Genomic DNA, 19,642 nt, shown 5'->3' with positions numbered 1-19,642 from the left:
TATGGCGTTCAAATCTCTTGAGCGTACGACATTGCAACTGAGCCTCATTGCGCTCAGTTCAATGTATGTCAATACTGTAAATGCACAAAATGCGGAAGTGGCTGTTAAACCAGCTACCGCTGAAGCATGTGTGGCACTTGAGTCAAATGCAGAGCGATTATCGTGTTATGACGCTTTGTTTAAAGTGCAACCTGCTGAAAAAGAAATGTTGGTTTCTGAGCGTCAAGCTGCCCAAGAAATCAAACCTGAGCCGACTGAAAAGCTGACTTTGAAAGAAAAAGTCAGTCATGCGTTTACGGACCGTTTATTTGCTGTAGAAGCACCGAACCTCAATCCAAATCTTTCACTATTGGATAGTCGTTGGGAGCTTTCTCCAGAAAGTAAATTGGGGACGTGGAATATTCGTGGCTATCAACCTGTGTATTTAATGCCGGGATATTGGACTTCGGATAAAAATGAACGTCCATCAAGCCCGAATGAAAACAACACGTTACAAGCCGATCAGGAACAAAACCTGAAATCGATGGAAGCCAAATTCCAATTGTCATTAAAAACCAAAGCTGTTGAAAACTTATTTGGTGATAATGGTGATATTTGGTTGGGCTATACCCAGTCTTCTCGTTGGCAAGTCTATAACGAAGATGAATCTCGACCATTCCGTGAAACCAACTATGAACCTGAAGCCAGTCTGGTTTTTCGTACCAACTATGAACTCTTGGGTTTGAACTGGCGTATGCTGGGCTTAACTTTTAACCATCAGTCTAATGGACGTTCTGATCCCTTATCGCGGAGTTGGAACCGTGTCATATTAAATCTAGGATTTGAACGTGACAATTTTGCACTGATGTTACGTCCTTGGTATCGTTTCGAAGAAGATACCAAAGATGATAACAACCCAGATATTACCGACTATGTGGGACGTGGAGATTTAACAGCTTTTTATCGTCATAAAGATCATGACTTTAGTTTGATGTTGCGCCATTCACTAAAAGGTGGTGATGATTCACATGGTGCTGTGCAGTTTGATTGGACTTTCCCAATCAATGGTAAATTGCGCGGTACAGTTCAATTGTTTGATGGTTATGGTGAAAGCCTGATTGACTATAACCATCGTGCAACCTATGTCGGTGTCGGTGTGTCATTAATGAATTGGTTTTAATGATTGCTCAATAATTAATTTACGGACGTAAAAGTAATTTCGCATTTTTAAGATGCTTTTAAGTCTAATCGACGGAGTCTTATATCTAGGGATTGAATAAAGGGATTAGCCTTCGGCTGGAGGTACTTTTGTTTCGGCAAAAGTACCCAAAACCATTGTCATCCGCAAAACTCGCTCTCTAGCGTCTATTTATTTAAAGTATCGCAAAAACATTTTTGATTAGAAGTCATCCTGTCTCAAACACTTGCGGATGACCTTACCGCGTATCGTTCTTTCATTTGAATCAAATTACGCTACTGATGTTACTATGTAACATCAGTAAATAAAAAAACCATGCTATGGCGTGGTTTTTTTTATGGCGGAGAGAAAATGTACAAATCAACCGATTTGGATCTCAGAAGGTGGGTGTTTTAAGCGACTCTTCTTCGGTGTAGCAATCAGATAAGCCAGTGTTAAGGGGCCAAGACGGCCTGCGAACATTAATAACATCAGGGCGACTAAACTGGCGGGTTGTAAGTCACTGGTGATGCCACGAGATAGGCCAACGGTGCAGGCAGCGGATACTGCTTCAAAGAGTAAGTCTAAAAAGCGTTTATCAGGTTCGAGAAGCAATAGACTGAAAAAGCCAATGAAAATCAACGTTACTGTAATGAAAATCACCGCTAATGCTTTAAAGGTCGTTTTTTCAGAAACAGAGTGGTTAAACACACGCAGTTCATCTTCACGTCTTAAAAAACTGACCACACTGAGCACAACAATAATAAACGTCCCGACTTTAATGCCGCCGGCTGTACTGAGAGAACCACCTCCAATAAACATTAGTAACATCGTGACGAGTGATGATGCATCGCTCATGCTTTCCATGGGTAAGCTGTTAAAACCGGATGAACGTGGAACCGTTGCATGGAACCAAGCATTTAGGGCTTGATCACCTAGTGACATCGTGGCTAAGGTTGCAGCATTATTGGCTTCTAATAACCAAATGGTGATGAAGGCAAAGACATTTAAGCCTGCAATGGTCGATAAAATCAGCTTGCTATTGGTGCTGAGTTTTTTCCAACTTTTATTGCGCTTAATGTCCATCAGTACCAAAAAGCCGATACCACCGATGATATAAAGCATACTGATGGTAAATGTAATGAAATAACGGTCAGCGAAGCTCATTAAACTATTGGGAAATAATGAAAATCCACCATTATTAAATGCTGAAACACTATAAAAGGCAGCATAAAACAGGGCCTGGTTAAAATTGTATTCTTGCATCCAAGCGATGGTCAAAATAACCGTTCCCACCATTTCAAAAAATAGCGAATAAAGCAGTACGCCTTTAATAGTCATGGTCACTTTGGCAAGGCTGGTTTGTCCAATGGTTTCTTGAGCCATAATTTGTTGTTTTAGCCCAATTTTAGGGGACAAACTCATAGCGGCCAATATCGCAAAGGTCATAAAGCCGAGACCGCCGCATTGTAGTAAACCCATAATCACGACTTTACCAAACACCGTATAGGCTTCGCCGACATTTACAACTGAAAGTCCTGTAATGGTTACGGCAGAGGTCGCTGTAAAGAGGGCATTGATCCAACTTAAATCGCCATGATGTGAATATGGGAGCTTTAACAGCAAGGTGCCAATGATAATGAGCCCAAGAAAACCCAATGCCAAAATACTGGGTGGGCTAAGATTAATGGTATTACGCTGTTTATTGTGCAGTTTCATGTTTTTCTACTGTCATCTTGCGCGATTGTGTGCAAATAGAGCACGACGCTGATTACAAAGTTGCTTTAAAGTGTTTAGCCAGTCGACGTAAATGTTCGAGTAAACCTTCAACCACTAAAATATCGCCAGTTTGTAAAATCAGGTTCGGATCTAAACTATATTGAAGCTCGGTGCCACGTTTATGCAAAATCGTCTTCACTTCAGGGACATGATCCATTATTTGATTTAAACGCGTGCCTTGTTGTGATTCTTTAATTTCAACTTTCACCAAATAATGATCATCTTCGAGCACCATGTAGCGGCTCACCATTGGATAACTCAGTGACTGGGCAACACGAACACCCATATCTTCTTCAGGATGGATGATTTTGCTGATCCCTAAATGGGTTAAAATCATGTGATGCGCTTTGGACTTGGCTTTGGCCCAAATTTTGTTAATCCCCATATTTTTAAGATGGAGCACACATAAGATGCTGGCTTCAATATCTTCACCAATCGCAACAACGACGGCTTCACAGTTTTGAATATTGAGTTCCTGTAAAACGTGTTCATCTGTTGCATCAGCAATCACTGCATGGGTCAGTTGGTCCGAAATACTTTCAACAAACTTTTTGTTGCTATCGATTCCAATGACATCGTGTTTTAAACCCATGAGTTCAGTGGCTACAGTTGCGCCAAAACTTCCTAAGCCAATCACAGCGAATTGTGCCATGCCGTATTCCTAAATTATTCTAAAGTTATTGAATATGTTGATGTTAGCTTGTTCAGCCTAGAGCGGCTATGAAAATTTACATAATCCATCTAAACCGAAAAGCTCTAATTTTTAATTTCTTCAGTATTTTGATAGGCATAAAGTTCAGCAATATTGGGGCAATTATCCATAACTTGTTGGTATTTAAAAATTTCATAGCCTAGTTTATTTTTTAGAATATATTGAAATTGATGTTGATCTTCTTTAATGACATTAAGAGTGGCTTTACGAACAAGCTCGGAATTGTTCTTTAAACGGTTTAAGCCATCGCATGAAAATTCACGGATAATGGTTTGAACAGATTCGGGAGCGGTTTGATCACTTAGCTCATCAAAGCGAATATATACAATGTAATTTGGATATTGATTCAACATTTCAGCCTGCGCGGTATAGCCGTAAATATTTTCTAGATTTTGCGTACGTGACTGATTTGGAATTTGTTTCATACTTTGACGAATCTTATCTTCCTCTTGCTTAAGTTGATAAGCCGGATATACATAAAAATATCCGCCTAAACCCACAATGACGATCATAAATAAGGCATAAAAATTCAATTTTAAATATCCATTTTGTTTTATTTTCAATGGATTATAGGGTATGGTTAAATTAACAACAATGACAGCGTTGATAAATTAATTTGATGAATTTATTTATTTTGATTCAGGAAATAGTTGATGCAAATAAAAAAGCTGGAACCTAGATCCCAGCTTTCATATAGAAATTTTACTTATTTCAAGAAACGTTGATAACCGAGGTTATTGGTAATCTCAACATATGGATAGGTAATATTTTCCAATGTTTCAATTAAACCATCTGGGTTTTGTTTCGCATCCGTTGCTTCCATACCCACCAATACGCGACCTTCAGCAGCACCGTGGTTACGGTAATGGAAAAGCGTGATGTTGTGGGTAGGGCCAAGACGTTCCAAGAAAGTCAGTAGCGCACCTGGACGTTCAGGGAATTCAACACGGAATAGGCGTTCATTTTCGATATCTGCATGACCGCCAATTAAATAACGGATATGAAGCTTAGCGACTTCATCATCAGAAAGATCATCTACATCGTATTCAAACTTTAATGTTTCATAGATGTCATGACGTTCTTTTTCTCCACCTTTTAGGCTGATACCCACAAAGACTTGCGCCGCAGAAGAATCACTTGCACGGTAGTTGAATTCTGTGATGTTACGGCCTTGCAGTGCACGACAGAATTTAAGGAAAGAACCTTTTTCTTCTGGAATGGTTACAGCAAAGATTGCTTCTTTACGTTCACCGAGTTCTGTACGTTCTGCAATATAGCGTAAGCGGTCAAAGTTCATGTTTGCACCGCAAACAATTGACACCATATTTTTATCTTCTAGGCCATGCTCAGCAACATACTTTTTAATCCCTGCAAGCGCCATTGCACCAGATGGTTCAACAATGCTACGGCATTCATCAAAGGTATCCTTAATGGCTGCACAGATTTCATCTGTATTTACCAGTACAACTTCACGCTCAACAATTGGGCCTGAGTTATCTGATTTTTGTAGCTGAATGACTTCAAATGGCTTTTCACCAATTTGCGCAACGGCAGTACCGTCGGCAAATAAACCTACAGATGGAAGAATGACACGTTCATTAGCTTCAAAGGCTGCTTTTAAACATGCTGATTCGTCATATTCAACAGGAATGACTTTAACATGCGGTGCCACATCACCAAGATAAGCAGCTACACCGGCAATGAGACCGCCACCGCCCACAGCAACAAATACATAGTCTACATCACGCCATTGACGCAAAATTTCGTTGGCAATGGTTCCTTGACCGGCCATAACGAGTTCGTCGTCATAAGGTGGAATAAAGGTCATACCTTCATCTTTTGCACATTGGATTGCGTATTTATTGGCTACGTCAAAAGAATCGCCATGCAGAACCACTTCACCGCCTAAGCGTTTAACCGCTTGTACTTTAATGTCTGGTGTGGTTTTAGGCATAACGATAATGGCGCGGATACCTAACTTTTTACCAGATAAAGCCACGCCTTGAGCATGGTTACCTGCAGAAGCAGTAATAACGCCACGTTCCAACTGAGATTTCGGTAATTGACTAATACGGTTATAGGCACCGCGTAGCTTGAAAGAAAAGACAGGTTGTAAATCTTCGCGTTTAAAGCGAATGTTATTGTTTAGTTTTTCACTAATTCGTGGCGCTGCTTCGAGTGGGGTTTCGATTGCAACGTCATAGACCGTTGCCTGTAATATTTGTCGAACCAAACGAGACAGCATGTTAATTTTCCATCTAACAGTTTAAAATAGGCGTTCATTGTAACAAACACCCGTACATTTGGGCTGTAAAATCAGCAACAAATGTCAAAAAATAGTTGAGCCAAGTTATGAGTCTGTATGCTACCCAAGATGAAAAGAAACAAGCTGCCGCAAAAGCTGCGTTAAAGCATTTGCCAAAGGGCGGTATTTTGGGTGTTGGTACAGGAAGTACTGTGAACTTCCTCATCGAATTATTGCCAGAGCTTCAACTCGAAGCCGCTGTTGCGAGTTCTGAAGCAACTGCACAGCGTTTGAAAAAATTAGGCATTGAAGTGGTTGATATGAACCACGTTGGCGGTTTAGATGCCTATGTGGATGGCGCTGACGAAATTGACCGTCATATGCACATGATTAAAGGCGGCGGCGCTGCGTTGACTCGTGAAAAAATCGTTGCATCAATTGCGAAAAAATTCGTATGTATCGTAGATGATTCTAAATGGGTTGATCAGTTGGCACGTGAATTTCCGCTTCCTGTAGAAGTGATTCCAATGGCACGTTCTGCTGTGGCACGTAAAATCGTTTCTTTAGGCGGCGATCCTGTGTACCGTGAAGGCGTAGTAACAGATAACGGTAATGTAATTTTAGACGTACACAACTTAAATATCCTGAATGCCTTAGAGCTTGAAAAGACTTTGAATGACATTCCGGGTGTAGTGTGTAACGGCATCTTTGCATTAAACAAAGCGGATATTGCTGTTGTTGCGACTGATAACGGTATTGAAGAGCGTACTGCGGTTTAATCTGCTGAAAGTTCCTGCTCTTGTGCCATTGATGGCTAAGGGAGAAGGTAGGGGTTAGGGAGTTAATCAACCTCTCCCTAACCCTCTCCTAAAAGGAGAGTGAACTACAAATTTCATAATAAAATTATAGAATTAATGACACCAAACCTTCCTGAAATTCAAATCACTCGAAAATTACGTGCCACACGCTTAAGACTGCGTGTCGAACCAACTCAAATTAAATTAACGGTTCCCCAGTTTTGTACACCGCGCCAAGTTCAAGAATTTTTAGAACAATCAGAACAGTGGATGATTGAAACATGGCAGAAGCAGCAGGAAAAAGCAGGGCAGATTGATAAAACGCTTCCAGCAGAATTAAAACTCTTTAATTTAGAACAGCCTTTACAGGTTGTGTATCAAACGCAAAAACATTCATTTATCTTGGATGAAGAAAATCATCAGCTTTTCATCAGTGACCGGCAGCCTGAACAATATTTAAAAAGCTTTGTGATTGCTTACGCTAAAAAGTATTTACCGATTTATTTAAAGCAAGTGAGCAGTGAAACAGGCTTGAAATATGGTGAGTGCTCGATTCGTCAGCCCAAAACTCGCTGGGGGAGCTGTTCTGCTAGACATGACATTATGTTGAATAGTGGTTTGGTACTTTTTCCATTGGAAATTGCACGATATGTAGCTGTACATGAGTTAGCGCATACTAAGCACTTTGACCATAGCCCAAACTTTTGGGCAGAAGTTCAAAAACATGATGTTCATTTCCAACAGCATCGGAAAACGTTGAAGAGCAGTCCAATGCCGTGGTGGTGGAGTGTTTCCTAACCTCAAATTAAGATGTTTAATTACATTTAGATAAAATAGCCTAAGTACATTATTTATTTAAAATATAAACAAACTTAGCCCATTGTTCCAAAACCATCACTATGGCCGTCATAACTTTGCGCCAAAAAATGCAGTTTTCTTTCAATTTCTATTACATTTTCAAAAGATGGAATAATGACTTTAGAACACTCGCAAGTCCAACTCCTATCTTCATCATCTTGATATATCGATGCTTTAAAGCCCATATTAAAAATTTCTTGTGAGATTTGAATTGCTGCCCCTTGAGTAGGCAGCCAAAGTAGAAAATCAAACAGACGAGGCTGGGTTAAATCAAGTCCTGCATCAGACATTCTATTTAGTGTATTAAGTGTAGAGGCTTCATCAATTTCGTTTTGCATAAGGGGGATCTTTTTTGTTATTTGTGATGAAAAATAGCAAATCAATGCAAGAAATCAAATGATTAAAGACCAGTGGCAGATAATTTTAGAATTAAAAGCGCTGATGCTCTAAGACGTTAAAAAAACAGCTAAACCCAAGCAAAACAGTTCAGAAATCCTCAACTTCCTGTCATACTACGCAGTCATCAAATGGATACTTTGAATAGAGGTAATGAGCGTGATTTCAGTAGGTATTGTCGGCGGTACAGGTTACACAGGTGTTGAATTACTGCGTATTTTACTGCGACACCCAAATGCAGAAGTGAAAGTTTTAACTTCGCGTACTGAAAATGGCCGCCGTGTGGATGATATGTTCCCAAGTTTGCGTGGACATACAGACCTTTGCTATTCAGATCTAAATATTGAAGAACTAAAACAATGTGACGTTGTATTCTTTGCGACGCCGCACGGTGTTGCAATGAAACACGCAGAAGAGTTAGTTGCTGCAAATACTAAAGTGATTGACCTTGCTGCTGACTTCCGCTTGCAAGACTTAGCTCAATTTGAGAAATGGTATGGTCTAGACCATGCATGTCCAGAGCTATTAAAAGAGTCAGTTTATGGTTTATCAGAATTAAACCGTGAAAAAATTCAAAAGGCTTCAGTGATTGGTAACCCAGGTTGCTACCCAACAACTGTTCAGCTCGGTTTAGCACCAGTTTTAAAAGCTGAAGGATTAGTGAAACCAGAAAGCATTATTATTGATGCAAAATCAGGTGTGTCGGGTGCAGGCCGTAAAGCCAGCCTAGGCATGATCTATTCTGAAAATGCAGATAACTTTAAAGCGTATGGTGTGGCGGGTCACCGTCATCATCCTGAAATTGTAGAAGCCTTAGAAAATATTTCAGGTCAAAAAGGTGTGTTTAACGAAATTTTATTCGTACCGCATTTAGTACCGATGATTCGTGGCATGCTCAGCACTATCTATATTGATTTGACAGACGCAGGTGCTTCTGCGGATTTACAAAGCATATATGAACAGTTCTATGCCAATGAGCAGTTTGTAGATGTTATGCCGGCAGGTAGCTCACCTGAAACACGTACTGTGCGTGGTGCGAACCAATTACGTATTGCGATTTGCAAACCTCAACCGAAAAAATTAGTGATTTTGGTGGCTCAAGACAACTTGGTGAAAGGTGCTGCAGGTCAAGCCGTACAAAATATGAACTTGATGTTTAGTTTTGCTGAAAATGCAGGACTTCAAGGCATTGGTTTATTACCATAAGAAACGATTTAAAACTTCACACACATTTAAAACTGGATTTAAATGTGTGCCTTGAGTGAACTAAAAATAAGAGATGACGATGTCGAATACAGAATCTAATTTCAAGTCAGAACCTGAAAACAGTGAAAAAACGCCTTTTATGAAGACGAATATGCCACTGGCGATTGGTGCAGTTGTACTTGCATTGAGCAGCGGTTTGCTCGGATATAGTATCGGTCATCGTCAGGGCTTAACTGTGGTCGGATATGATGCAGATGCAGAGCAACTGGTTGATGTGGTGCAAAAGCAAAAAACTGAATTAGCAGGCCTAAATAAAAGTTTGAATGCGGCAATCCAAGAGCGTGATGTCGCTGTAAGTAATTCAAATGATTTATATTTGGCTGTTAAAAAAGCACGTGATGATCAAGAATTAACTGGTAATTTGAGTGTTTTGTATCGTGAAGTATTGCGCCAACGTGGTGGTATGCCTCTTGCAGTACAACATTTAGCGATTAAACCTTTACCTGAAAATGCGTATGAATACCAACTTGATCTCGTTCAAGTTAGCCCATCAAAAAGTAATGTATCTGGAAGTGTTGAACTGCGTCTAATTAAGGGCACAGAAGTACTTGCAGTGCCATTAGAAGACAAAAACTTTAACTTTAGTGAAAGTGAACGACTCACTGGACGTTGGACCATGCCAAAAGGCTTCAGTCCAGACTTTATTGAAGTGTGTTTAACCGGTTCTAAACCCGTTATTCGCCATTTTAGCTGGTCGAAAGGTCAGCCTGTTGAAAATCAATCTGCCTTCCTTTCAGAAATTCCTCAAACTGAAGCAAGTGCAAACTAAGTGTGAAACCTAAATCCTATGCGAACCAATAAGCGTCAAACGTGTTTATCTGACATTAAAAATTCATTTTACCAATCTGGTTTAGTGGACTGGCATCTAAACCCGACTCTCAGCCAAGGTACGCAGGATGATGGTGATTCAGACATTCAAGTATTGACTGCGCCACCTGAGTTAAAGCGTCCTCCTATGTATGCTGTCGTTTTAATGAACGATGATTACACCCCAATGGACTTTGTAATTGAAATTTTACAACAATACTTTGCTTTGAATCTTGACCAAGCCACTCAAGTAATGCTAACTGTACATTATGAAGGAAAGGGTGTTGCAGGGGTTTATCCGCGAGACATCGCAGAGACTAAAGCAAATCAGGTCAATAATTACGCTCGGTCGCAAAGTCATCCATTACTTTGTCAGATTGAGCCAAAAGATTAATAAGGGGATTACATGCTCAGTCGTCAATTAGAAGTATCACTACGTTTGGCTGTCAGCATGGCTCGTCAAAAGAGACATGAATTTTTGACGGTAGAACATTTATTATTGGCTTTACTGGATAATGATTCCGCTGTTAATGCATTGAAAGCATGTGGCGCAGACATTATTGTGCTTCGCAAAGAACTTGAAGAATACGTAGAACAACATACCCCTAAGCTTGGCGAAAATAGCGATCAAGCGCCACATCCTACAGAAAGTTTTGATCGTATTTTGCAGCGTGCAATTTTCCATGTGCAATCGAGTGGTAATGACCGCACTGTAGAAGGTGCAGACATTTTAGTTGCGATGTATTCAGAGCGTGATTCATTTGCGGTGTATTTACTTAAACGCCATCAAATCAACCGTTTGACATTAACGCAGTATTTGTCTCATGGCATACGTAAAGATGAAGTCCAAGCCGAAGAAGAAATCGAAGAGCTCGATGGTGAAAGCACCACGTCTTCAAATTCTGGCCCATTAGAGCTATATACGACCAATCTCAATGTTGAAGCTCAAAAAGGCAAAACAGATCCACTGATTGGTCGTGAAAAAGAGATTGAACGTACAGCTCAAATTCTATGCCGTCGCCGTAAAAACAACCCACTTTTGGTGGGTGATCCGGGTGTAGGTAAAACTTCGATTGCTGAAGGTTTGGCTTGGCTCATTGTAAATGGCAAAGCACCTAAACCGCTTGAAAATGCAGAAGTATTTAGTTTAGACATTGGTGCTTTAGTTGCAGGAACTAAATACCGTGGTGATTTTGAAAAGCGTTTAAAACAACTGCTAAATGCCTTGAAGAAAAAGCCCGAAGCTATTTTATTTATTGATGAAATTCACATGATCATCGGTGCAGGCTCAAGTATGGGCAGCACGATGGATGCATCGAACCTCATCAAACCAGCTTTGGCAAATGGTACTTTGCGTTGTATCGGTTCAACGACTTTCCAAGAATACCGTCAAGTCTTTGAAAAAGATCATGCATTATCTCGTCGCTTCCAAAAAATTGATGTCAATGAACCATCTATTTCAGAAACGATTGATATTCTGCGTGGCTTAAAAGGCAAATTTGAAGAATTCCATCATGTGAAATACGAAGATCAAGCTTTGGTTTCTGCGGTAGAACTATCAGCGAAATTTATCAATGATCGTTTCTTGCCAGATAAAGCCATTGATGTGATTGATGAAGCTGGTGCGCAGCGTCGTTTAAAAGCTGAGCAGGATGATACGGTCATTTCAGTTGAAAACATTGAAGATATCGTATCGAAAATTGCCCGTATTCCACCGAAAACTGTGTCTAAAGATGATAAGAGCGTCCTTGAAAATCTTGAGCGTGATCTGAAACGTGTGGTGTTTGGTCAGGATGAAGCGATTGAAGCGCTTGCATCTGCGATTAAATTATCTCGTGCAGGTCTAAAAGCGCCAGATAAGCCAGTGGGTAATTTTGTCTTTGCGGGTCCTACAGGTGTGGGTAAAACTGAAGTCACTAAGCAATTGGCGAAATTATTAGGCGTCGAACTAGTACGTTTTGATATGTCAGAATACATGGAACGTCATGCCGTATCTCGTTTAATTGGTGCGCCTCCGGGTTATGTCGGTTTTGATCAAGGTGGTTTGCTGACCGACGCGATTCATAAAAATCCGCATTGCGTGCTATTACTAGACGAAATTGAGAAAGCACATCCAGATGTCTTTAATTTGTTACTGCAAATTATGGATCATGGTTCATTAACAGATAATAACGGTCGTAAGTCTGACTTCCGTAACGTTGTGTTAGTACTGACTACCAATATTGGTGCAGAATCAATTTCACGTGTGAGCATTGGTTTCATGGACCAAGACAACAGTAATGATAACCAAGACGCGATGAAAAAAGCCTTCTCACCAGAGTTCCGTAACCGTTTAGATGGTGTTATTCAATTTAAAGCATTGCCAACAACGGTCATTGAAAGTGTGGTTGATAAGTTCTTAACAGAGCTTCAGGCACAGTTAGATGATAAGAAAGTGGTTCTTGAGGTTGATCAAGATGCACGCGAATGGATGGCTGAGCAAGGATACGATCGCTTGATGGGCGCTCGTCCAATGCAGCGTTTAATCCAAGAGCATTTGAAAAAACCGCTTGCTGAAATGATTCTGTTTGGTGAGCTTGCGGAACATGGCGGCAATGTTGCTGTTTCAGTGAAGAAAGAAAATGGTAAAGCTGTGGGCTTAAAACTCGAAGTGTTTGAAGACCAAACCGCTGAACCTGCTTAAATAATTTATTTATAAAAAACCCGTGCTTGCACGGGTTTTTTATATTTATTCGACGCTAGATTTGGATTTTTCTATGATGGATTTACCATTAACAAAAGTGCTGACCACATTTGGTTTATTTGCACTAACAGCATTGATGGAAATTTTAGGCTGTCACTTCCCATATTTGATTATAAATCAGCAAAAATCGCAGTGGTTATGGATTCCTACAGCCCTTGCATTGGCTGCATTTGTTTGGTTATTGACGTTGCATCCAGCAGCTTCGGGTCGTATCTATGCAGCCTATGGTGGAATCTACATTTTCTCTGCATTGCTGTGGTTGCGTTTTGTCGATCACGTAGTTCTAACGCGATGGGATATGCTAGGTGGCATCATTGTATTGGTGGGTGCAGCTGTGATTGCATTACAGCCTCAAGGTTTAATTCGTTAAGTAATAAACATTGCAGAAGTTAAACCAAGAGCTATAAGAAATCAGATGTTTATTTAAATTTACATTCAGCGTTGTGGATTTTTATTTCGTATTTCTGTTGAGGTGAAGATAAATCCATCTCTAATACATATGGATTTACACGTTGAAATTGATGCTCAAATAGTAATTCACAATTTTGTAAAGAATTTTTTTTGATCAGTTGTTTGACTTGCTGTTGACCCACCGATTCTGCAAATTGTGTAAAGTCAGGTGTGGTGATAATTCCTTCGATTTCTATTTTATCTGCTGAAACTTCCATTTTTTCCATCAACATATTTTGGTCAACTTGAAAAGGAAGAGTACGAGAGTCCTCGTCACTTATGGCAGAAAGTATTTCATCTAATGCAGGTTTATTTTTGATTTGGTATGCAGCATCCAAAATTCCTTTTTTTACGAGGTATTGATCTAACTCAGTTGGAGATGCTGCAAATGTAACGGTGCTTAGGCCCAAAGAGACTAAAATTAAAAAGCTGTTTTGAATGTGCATATTTTAAATCACTTATAAAAGTTATGGTTTTATTAAAGCATGCAAAAACAAAAAAAGCACCCGAAGGTGCTTCATTTATCTAAGTAAAACCTTAGTCTTTTTTAAGATTTTCGTTAATTAAAAATTCAACAAGTGCTTTTTGTGCATGTAAGCGATTTTCAGCTTCATCCCAAACCACTGCATTTTTGTGGTCAAGCATATTTTCAGAAATTTCTTCACCACGATGTGCAGGCAAGCAGTGCATAAATAAGCAGTCAGTGTGAGCAAGATCCATCAGGCGTTCATTCACTTGATAATCTGCAAACGCTTTTTCACGAATTTTTTGTTCTTCTTCTTGGCCCATACTTGCCCAAACATCTGTCACGATTAAATCTGCATTAACTGCAGCATCTTCTGCAGAATCAACAAGTTCAACACAGTGTGCAAATTCAGATAAAAATTCTGCTTTAGGTTCATAGCCCTTAGGTGCGGCGATTTTTAATTTAAAGCCCCACATATGAGCTGCTTCAATATATGAGTTACACATATTGTTGCCATCACCAATCCAAGCAACCGTTTTACCTTCAATAGAGCCACGGTGTTCAACGAATGTTTGAACATCGGCAAGTAATTGGCAAGGGTGGTGATCATCTGTTAATGCATTGATGACAGGAACTTTTGAATAAGAAGCAAAACGTTCAACAATGTCATGACCAAAAGTACGAATCATCACAATATCAAGCATGCTTGAAATCACACGTGCAGAATCTTCAACTGGCTCGCCACGACCTAATTGAGAGTCGCGAGATGAAAGGAAAATTGCGCTACCACCAAATTGGCTCATTCCTGCTTCAAACGATACACGTGTACGGGTGCTCGATTTCTCAAAAATCATGCCCATGACTTTACCAACGAAAGGTTGGAAAACTTCATTGTTATGCTGTTTGCGCTTGAGTTCGATACCGCGCTGTACAATTTGGTTAAGTTCTAAAGTCGATAAATCGCGTAAAGTTAGAAAGTGACGTAGAGCCATTGTTACTCCACAATAATTGCTGAATCAAAGAACAAAACAACAATTAGTTGTTGGTTGGTTAGAGAAAAAGTAATCGATTAATATACTATAAGAGAGGTAAATTGCAAAAAATCTAGCGCTTTTGGTGACCGTCTAGGAAACGATCAACGCAATAACTTATGTAATTGATGGTTTCTTGATCATTTTCATCAATGGTGATGCCCATGAGAACGCGCCATTCTAAATTACGCAAAATTCCAAAATAAAATTGAGCCGAAAACAGTGGGTTTTCACAATACAGCAAACCGTGTTGATGTGCTTGATACAAAATTTCTGCAACGGTGTTCTGAATTTGTTTTGGGCCTTGCTCATGAATATAACGTGCTATTTCAGGATTACGTCCTGTTTGTTCTAAGACTAGCCGCATAAATGCAGCATTTTCAGGCATCACAATATGCTGATGAAAGTCACTTAAAGTATTGATGAGATAAGCACGAATATCGGTGTCAGGGCTCACCGTAAATGGTAGGCAAATATCTTTGAAAAATAAGCAGCGACGATAGTCACAAATGGCCTTAAATAATCCGTCTTTATTACCAAAATATTTATAGATTGACGCTTTTGAACCACCTGCATGATTCACGATGTCATCTAATGAAACTGCATCAAAACCACGTTTTAAAAAAAGCTCCGTAGCACTTTCTAAAAGCGCAACACATCGTTCATGTCCGCGCCGCGTTTGTGGCTGGTCATGCGTTAAAGGTTCAATGTGTATTAAATCTTGCATAAAGTGATAATATTTAACAAAAAAATAGCTGATTTGACGATAATTATAGCAAAAAATTCAGTACTTTTCTGCTTTGCTAATAAATAAGGGATCTTTGACTAAAGAATAACAACAGATAGGTGACAAGTGAAATATTTGACTAAAGTTTTAGAGTTAATATTCTACAAAGCCATAGAGTTGGAAAAAAATATGGATATACTCAAACTTCGAAAATTAAAGTAAATGCCGTGGAAAGGAATATGACACAACAAACGTCTGCAGGCTTAAGATTTAGACAAGCATTGGAAGTAGAAAAACCATTACAAATCATTGGCACAGTAAATGCATATGCAGCAATGATGGCAAAAGAAGTTGGCTATAAAGCCATATATTTATCTGGTGCAGGTGTTGCGAACTATTCATATGGTTTACCTGACTTAGGCATGACCAGCTTAGACAATGTTTTGGAAGATGTTCGTCGTATTACTGAACGTGTAGATACGCCATTACTTGTCGATATCGATACAGGTTGGGGCGGTGCATTTAACATTGCTCGTACTGTGAAACAAATGATTGCTGCGGGTGCAGCAGCGGTTCATATCGAAGACCAAGTGGCACAAAAACGTTGTGGTCACCGTCCGAACAAAGAAATCGTGTCACAACAAGAAATGGTTGACCGTATTAAAGCTGCTGTTGATGCAAAAACCGATTCAAACTTTGTGGTGATGGCGCGTACAGATGCTTTGCAAAAAGAAGGTTTGCAAGCAGTGATCGACCGTGCATGTGCCTGTGTAGAAGCAGGCGCAGATGCGATCTTTGCTGAAGCGATGACTGACATTACCATGTATAAAACAGTCTGCGATGCAGTTGGTGTCCCTGTACTGGCAAACATTACAGAGTTTGGTGATACCCCTTACTACACCAAAGAAGAACTAGGCGAGCAAGGCATTTCAATGGTGCTTTACCCATTATCACCAACACGTGCAATGCAAAAAGCGGCACTCGAAGTAATGCATGCGATCCGCAATGACGGTACACAAGTCAATGTACTGGATAAAATGCAACAACGAAAAGAACTCTATCAATTCCTCGATTATCACACTTTTGAAAACACCTTAGATAAATTGTTCACTGAAGGAAAATAAAAAATGGCTGAAGGAAAAGTACTCACAGGCGCAGGACTGCGCGGACAAGTAGCTGGTAAAACTGCATTGTCAACTGTAGGCAAAAGTGGTGCGGGCTTAACCTATCGTGGTTATGACGTTCAAGACTTGGCAGAAAACTGTCAGTTTGAAGAAGTCGCGTACCTGATTTTCTTTGGTGAATTACCAACAACAGAACAGCTTGCAGCATACAAAGCCAAACTCAAATCACTGCGTCAATTACCACAAGCGTTGAAAGAAGTTTTAGAGCGTATTCCTGCTGACTCACACCCAATGGACGTGATGCGTACAGGCGTTTCAATGTTAGGTAACCTTGAAACAGAAAAATCATTCGATGAACAACAAGATGTTGCAGATCGTATTTTGGCAACGCTTCCTGCGATCATCTGCTACTGGTATCGTTTTAGCCATGACGGCGTACGTGTAGAAGAAAATACCGATGATGATTCAATTGGCGCTCAATTCTTGCATTTACTTCGTGGTGAAAAACCAAATGAATTGCATGAGCAAGTGATGAACGTATCACTGATTTTGTATGCAGAGCATGAGTTTAACGCATCTACTTTCACAGCACGTGTATGTGCTTCGACGCTTTCAGATATGCATTCGTGTATTACTGGTGCGATTGGTTCACTTCGTGGCCCATTACATGGCGGTGCAAATGAAGCTGCCATGGAAATGATTGAAAATTGGACGTCTCCAGAAGAAGCTGAACGTGAAATGCTCGGCAAACTTGAGCGTAAAGAAAAGATCATGGGCTTTGGTCATGCGATCTATAAAGACAATGATCCACGTAATGGCATCATCAAAATTTGGTCTGAACGCCTAGCTAAAGACGTCGGTGATACTGTGCTTTATCCAGTATCAGTACGCTGTGAAGAAGTGATGTGGCGCGAGAAGAAATTGTTCTGTAATGCAGACTTCTTCCATGCATCGGCTTATCACTTCATGGATATTGCAACCAAACTATTCACGCCAATCTTTGTAATGTCACGTGTAACAGGCTGGGCAGCACATGTGATGGAACAGCGTGCGGATAACCGAATCATTCGCCCAAGCGCGGACTATACAGGCCCTGAACTGCGCAAAGTGGTGCCAATTGCAGAGCGTTCTGCGGCATAATTTTAAAGTGAAATAAAAAAGCCTCAAAAGAGGCTTTTTTATTATTTGTTAATTGAGTTAACAATCTATTTGGTTAATAAAACAGGATCTTCGACGCTATATCCCGTTTCAAATGGAATCCCTAGATATTTAACAGTCACTAAATAAAAAGGCTTTTGCACTACACGATAAGTTTTAGAGATTTTTAAACCTTCTTTATAGGTCTCAGCCTTTTGTATGGTGCTTTTATACTGCGAATTTTTAACACGATATTGATAGGTCCATTTATCAATGGTTTCAGTGGGGTCATACCATGATTTTGCAGCGCCATTCATGGTTGTTAATACCTGTATTCGAGCATTATTGTTATTTACTGGTGTTAATTCGACCAAACGTTTTTTTATTTTCGCGATTTCTTTATCAAACTGGATGCTGTCTTGATCGTAATCAATCCGTTTTGTCTTTGGATTAATATACAAAGACTTCACTGTAATTAATTGCGTCGGTTTTTGGCTATTTAATTGATAATAATATAATTGTGGTAAACGACCACGACCATCTTCAAAATGACGCATTAAATAGATTTTTTGGTCTTTTTTATCAAAACCTAAAACCTCAATGGTTTGAGGGCCACCTACCGTCGCGAAAGCAAAACAGGACATTAGGGTGCTAATTGCGAATGCATTGAAATGACGTAGCTGCATTTTCTTGTCCTGATAAGTAAATTCCTCAATACAGTATGCGATGCAAAATGATATTTAAATATGAAGATTATGTATGTTTTATTCTGCATTTAAGATGTCTAATACACTGTGAGCAACATTTTCAGTTAACTGATCTAAGCGTTCTAAAGCCGTACCCAAAATAAAATAATGATAATTATAGATACGACCATCATGTAAAATTGAAATATAAAATGTTCCTTCGGGTTTTTCTACGGTTGCACTGCCACCGGGTTTGAGTAATCCAGTGCAGGCCACCACAAAGTCCGCATGTAAAAATAGTTGTTGTCCTTGCTCAGCCATCGCTTGAGTCACTTCTGCGGATTCGGCCGTAAATTTTTCTATTAGTAGAGGATCTACTTTTAAAATTTCACGTTTGATCGATGGATCATAGCTCACAAGACCACCTAACAAGATATCTGCACCACTATTCTTATAAATTGAAAATTGGCTACATAAATAACCAGAGCTTGCACTCTCGATAAACGCGATGGTCATGGATTTTTGTTCTAAAGCATCGCAACACTGTTTAAGCACGTGCTTACCCCAAAGTAGAATGGTGAATGATCATTAGTATTCTTAAAATTTTAGCATTGATTCCGCTCGCCTGTAATTTCACTAAAAGTCTAAGGTGGCACTGTGGGCGTTGAGGAATTCACAAAAATAGTGTGATTGTTTAGAAGCTGTACGAAAAGATGAAATAAAGGTTTCTTCGGAAGGGAAACGATGTTAAAACTTAAAATAAAGAGCGTAACAAAAGTAGGTTTATTTCAATGAAAACGACTGTTAAATATGTAGTATTAAAAAGCCTAGACTATCAATTGGGCACGCCACTTTTTCAAGAAGAATTAGACGCAGATAGCCTGTATTTTGATCAAATTCCGGCTGTAATTCAGTATCAAAATCATCAATTCAAAGTGAAAAGTAAAGAGTTAAAGCGTGTTTATTTGGCTGAAGAAAATGAAGACATGCAAACCATTATTGTGAAAGTACTTGCCGTTTAATTTCGATCAATTTTTAGTATTAAAAATACAGTTCTCATTGAGTTGGGAGCTGTATTTTTGTATTTGATAGACTCAAACTATAGATTAATCTAGATTTAAAGGAGATATATATTTGGGGCTTAGGAAGTTAAAGAGGGTTGTTACGGAGTATTTTAAGCAAATCGAGGTATAAATTACCATGGCGATGATTGAAGCGATATTCCGTTTCTTTAAGATGCAAATAAAACATCTTCTTGTCAA

The 19,642-nt window shown here is 39.5% G+C and carries 21 protein-coding genes and 1 pseudogene; 11 read left to right on the top strand and 11 right to left on the bottom strand.

Translation table 11 applies throughout. The features are described from left to right. Position 1: 1 nt before the first annotated feature. On the top strand, positions 2-1,159 hold the full coding sequence (locus FTU36_RS07470; RefSeq protein WP_180117300.1) for a phospholipase A: 1,158 nt from the start codon (positions 2-4) through the stop codon (positions 1,157-1,159). Between the two features lie 378 nt (positions 1,160-1,537). Here the strand turns inward: FTU36_RS07470 and FTU36_RS07465 are convergent, their stop codons facing one another. The 4 genes from FTU36_RS07465 to ilvA all read right to left on the bottom strand — a co-directional run bounded on the left by FTU36_RS07465 (position 1,538) and on the right by ilvA (position 5,892). Then, complete coding sequence (locus tag FTU36_RS07465) at positions 1,538-2,875, bottom strand: TrkH family potassium uptake protein (RefSeq protein ID WP_168378596.1); 1,338 nt, start codon at positions 2,873-2,875, stop codon at positions 1,538-1,540. A 52-nt stretch (positions 2,876-2,927) separates the two neighbouring features. After that, a complete protein-coding gene (locus FTU36_RS07460) occupies positions 2,928-3,587 on the bottom strand; it encodes a TrkA family potassium uptake protein (protein WP_078188649.1) in 660 nt (219 codons plus the stop codon). A gap of 104 nt (positions 3,588-3,691) precedes the next feature. Then, positions 3,692-4,159 carry a hypothetical protein gene (locus FTU36_RS07455; RefSeq protein ID WP_180110952.1) on the bottom strand — a complete coding sequence of 156 codons (468 nt, stop codon included), beginning with the start codon at positions 4,157-4,159 and terminating at the stop codon, positions 3,692-3,694. Between the two features lie 194 nt (positions 4,160-4,353). After that, positions 4,354-5,892, bottom strand: a complete 1,539-nt coding sequence (ilvA, locus tag FTU36_RS07450) for a threonine ammonia-lyase, biosynthetic (protein ID WP_180117297.1) — start codon at positions 5,890-5,892, stop codon at positions 4,354-4,356. A gap of 107 nt (positions 5,893-5,999) precedes the next feature. On the opposite strand from ilvA, the gene rpiA reads away from it, so the two are divergent. Beyond that, complete coding sequence (rpiA, locus tag FTU36_RS07445; RefSeq protein ID WP_078188646.1) at positions 6,000-6,671, top strand: ribose-5-phosphate isomerase RpiA; 672 nt, start codon at positions 6,000-6,002, stop codon at positions 6,669-6,671. Between the two features lie 135 nt (positions 6,672-6,806). Next, complete coding sequence (locus FTU36_RS07440) at positions 6,807-7,487, top strand: SprT family zinc-dependent metalloprotease (protein WP_180117295.1); 681 nt, start codon at positions 6,807-6,809, stop codon at positions 7,485-7,487. 74 nt (positions 7,488-7,561) lie between these two features. Here the strand turns inward: FTU36_RS07440 and FTU36_RS07435 are convergent, their stop codons facing one another. Continuing rightward, positions 7,562-7,885 (bottom strand): ribonuclease E inhibitor RraB, encoded by a 324-nt coding sequence (locus FTU36_RS07435; protein WP_180117293.1) that lies wholly within the window; start codon positions 7,883-7,885, stop codon positions 7,562-7,564. A gap of 211 nt (positions 7,886-8,096) precedes the next feature. Between FTU36_RS07435 and argC the strand changes: the two genes are divergently transcribed. The 5 genes from argC (at position 8,097) to FTU36_RS07410 (ending at position 13,129) form a co-directional block, all read left to right on the top strand. Then, entirely contained in the window at positions 8,097-9,149 is a 1,053-nt protein-coding gene (gene argC, locus FTU36_RS07430) for an N-acetyl-gamma-glutamyl-phosphate reductase (protein WP_180094555.1), read from the top strand. Between the two features lie 79 nt (positions 9,150-9,228). Next, positions 9,229-9,978: a hypothetical protein gene (locus FTU36_RS07425; RefSeq protein WP_180117291.1), complete on the top strand. Its 750-nt coding sequence runs from the start codon at positions 9,229-9,231 to the stop codon at positions 9,976-9,978. An 18-nt stretch (positions 9,979-9,996) separates the two neighbouring features. After that, a complete protein-coding gene (gene clpS / locus FTU36_RS07420; protein ID WP_078188641.1) occupies positions 9,997-10,410 on the top strand; it encodes an ATP-dependent Clp protease adapter ClpS in 414 nt (137 codons plus the stop codon). Between the two features lie 12 nt (positions 10,411-10,422). After that, positions 10,423-12,699, top strand: coding sequence for an ATP-dependent Clp protease ATP-binding subunit ClpA (gene clpA, locus FTU36_RS07415; RefSeq protein WP_180117289.1), 2,277 nt, complete (start codon positions 10,423-10,425; stop codon positions 12,697-12,699). 76 nt (positions 12,700-12,775) lie between these two features. Then, positions 12,776-13,129 carry a YnfA family protein gene (locus tag FTU36_RS07410; RefSeq protein WP_180117344.1) on the top strand — a complete coding sequence of 118 codons (354 nt, stop codon included), beginning with the start codon at positions 12,776-12,778 and terminating at the stop codon, positions 13,127-13,129. A gap of 49 nt (positions 13,130-13,178) precedes the next feature. Here the strand turns inward: FTU36_RS07410 and FTU36_RS07405 are convergent, their stop codons facing one another. From FTU36_RS07405 to FTU36_RS07395, 3 genes are all read right to left on the bottom strand, one after another. Continuing rightward, positions 13,179-13,655 carry a hypothetical protein gene (locus tag FTU36_RS07405; RefSeq protein ID WP_168379811.1) on the bottom strand — a complete coding sequence of 159 codons (477 nt, stop codon included), beginning with the start codon at positions 13,653-13,655 and terminating at the stop codon, positions 13,179-13,181. A gap of 91 nt (positions 13,656-13,746) precedes the next feature. Beyond that, entirely contained in the window at positions 13,747-14,667 is a 921-nt protein-coding gene (argF, locus tag FTU36_RS07400) for an ornithine carbamoyltransferase (RefSeq protein ID WP_180117287.1), read from the bottom strand. A 112-nt stretch (positions 14,668-14,779) separates the two neighbouring features. After that, positions 14,780-15,433 (bottom strand): TetR/AcrR family transcriptional regulator, encoded by a 654-nt coding sequence (locus tag FTU36_RS07395; protein WP_111883702.1) that lies wholly within the window; start codon positions 15,431-15,433, stop codon positions 14,780-14,782. Between the two features lie 239 nt (positions 15,434-15,672). Between FTU36_RS07395 and prpB the strand changes: the two genes are divergently transcribed. After that, positions 15,673-16,557: a methylisocitrate lyase gene (prpB, locus tag FTU36_RS07390; protein ID WP_078188636.1), complete on the top strand. Its 885-nt coding sequence runs from the start codon at positions 15,673-15,675 to the stop codon at positions 16,555-16,557. 3 nt (positions 16,558-16,560) lie between these two features. After that, positions 16,561-17,697 (top strand): 2-methylcitrate synthase, encoded by a 1,137-nt coding sequence (gene prpC, locus FTU36_RS07385; protein WP_180005560.1) that lies wholly within the window; start codon positions 16,561-16,563, stop codon positions 17,695-17,697. A gap of 65 nt (positions 17,698-17,762) precedes the next feature. Here the strand turns inward: prpC and FTU36_RS07380 are convergent, their stop codons facing one another. Continuing rightward, positions 17,763-18,380 (bottom strand): aminotransferase, encoded by a 618-nt coding sequence (locus FTU36_RS07380; protein ID WP_180117285.1) that lies wholly within the window; start codon positions 18,378-18,380, stop codon positions 17,763-17,765. A gap of 78 nt (positions 18,381-18,458) precedes the next feature. Further along, positions 18,459-18,935 (bottom strand): CinA family protein, encoded by a 477-nt coding sequence (locus FTU36_RS07375; protein ID WP_168379808.1) that lies wholly within the window; start codon positions 18,933-18,935, stop codon positions 18,459-18,461. Positions 18,936-19,171: 236 nt separating this feature from the next. On the opposite strand from FTU36_RS07375, the gene FTU36_RS07370 reads away from it, so the two are divergent. After that, positions 19,172-19,402 (top strand): hypothetical protein, encoded by a 231-nt coding sequence (locus tag FTU36_RS07370; protein ID WP_078190858.1) that lies wholly within the window; start codon positions 19,172-19,174, stop codon positions 19,400-19,402. Between the two features lie 127 nt (positions 19,403-19,529). Here FTU36_RS07370 and FTU36_RS07365 read toward each other — a convergent pair. After that, a pseudogene (locus FTU36_RS07365) lies at positions 19,530-19,642 on the bottom strand (IS1595 family transposase); the annotation flags it as partial.

The sequence above is a fragment of the Acinetobacter sp. YH12096 genome (genome assembly GCF_013419215.1).
In the GTDB taxonomy this organism is placed as follows: Bacteria; Pseudomonadota; Gammaproteobacteria; order Pseudomonadales; family Moraxellaceae; genus Acinetobacter; species Acinetobacter amyesii.
Note: the sequence above shows the minus strand (reverse complement) of the source record. Positions and strands in the feature narration are given on the sequence as shown.

Coding starts and splice junctions, on each gene's coding strand:
- clpA (WP_180117289.1), top strand. CDS start 10,423: ATGCTCAGTCGTCAATTAGAAGTATCACTACGTTTGGCTGTCAGCATG.
- prpC (WP_180005560.1), top strand. CDS start 16,561: ATGGCTGAAGGAAAAGTACTCACAGGCGCAGGACTGCGCGGACAAGTA.
- FTU36_RS07440 (WP_180117295.1), top strand. CDS start 6,807: ATGACACCAAACCTTCCTGAAATTCAAATCACTCGAAAATTACGTGCC.
- prpB (WP_078188636.1), top strand. CDS start 15,673: ATGACACAACAAACGTCTGCAGGCTTAAGATTTAGACAAGCATTGGAA.
- FTU36_RS07410 (WP_180117344.1), top strand. CDS start 12,776: ATGGATTTACCATTAACAAAAGTGCTGACCACATTTGGTTTATTTGCA.
- FTU36_RS07435 (WP_180117293.1), bottom strand. CDS start 7,885: ATGCAAAACGAAATTGATGAAGCCTCTACACTTAATACACTAAATAGA.
- FTU36_RS07380 (WP_180117285.1), bottom strand. CDS start 18,380: ATGCAGCTACGTCATTTCAATGCATTCGCAATTAGCACCCTAATGTCC.
- FTU36_RS07405 (WP_168379811.1), bottom strand. CDS start 13,655: ATGCACATTCAAAACAGCTTTTTAATTTTAGTCTCTTTGGGCCTAAGC.
- ilvA (WP_180117297.1), bottom strand. CDS start 5,892: ATGCTGTCTCGTTTGGTTCGACAAATATTACAGGCAACGGTCTATGAC.
- rpiA (WP_078188646.1), top strand. CDS start 6,000: ATGAGTCTGTATGCTACCCAAGATGAAAAGAAACAAGCTGCCGCAAAA.
- FTU36_RS07465 (WP_168378596.1), bottom strand. CDS start 2,875: ATGAAACTGCACAATAAACAGCGTAATACCATTAATCTTAGCCCACCC.
- FTU36_RS07455 (WP_180110952.1), bottom strand. CDS start 4,159: ATGATCGTCATTGTGGGTTTAGGCGGATATTTTTATGTATATCCGGCT.
- FTU36_RS07370 (WP_078190858.1), top strand. CDS start 19,172: ATGAAAACGACTGTTAAATATGTAGTATTAAAAAGCCTAGACTATCAA.
- FTU36_RS07470 (WP_180117300.1), top strand. CDS start 2: ATGGCGTTCAAATCTCTTGAGCGTACGACATTGCAACTGAGCCTCATT.
- argC (WP_180094555.1), top strand. CDS start 8,097: ATGAGCGTGATTTCAGTAGGTATTGTCGGCGGTACAGGTTACACAGGT.
- argF (WP_180117287.1), bottom strand. CDS start 14,667: ATGGCTCTACGTCACTTTCTAACTTTACGCGATTTATCGACTTTAGAA.
- FTU36_RS07395 (WP_111883702.1), bottom strand. CDS start 15,433: ATGCAAGATTTAATACACATTGAACCTTTAACGCATGACCAGCCACAA.
- FTU36_RS07425 (WP_180117291.1), top strand. CDS start 9,229: ATGTCGAATACAGAATCTAATTTCAAGTCAGAACCTGAAAACAGTGAA.
- FTU36_RS07460 (WP_078188649.1), bottom strand. CDS start 3,587: ATGGCACAATTCGCTGTGATTGGCTTAGGAAGTTTTGGCGCAACTGTA.
- clpS (WP_078188641.1), top strand. CDS start 9,997: ATGCGAACCAATAAGCGTCAAACGTGTTTATCTGACATTAAAAATTCA.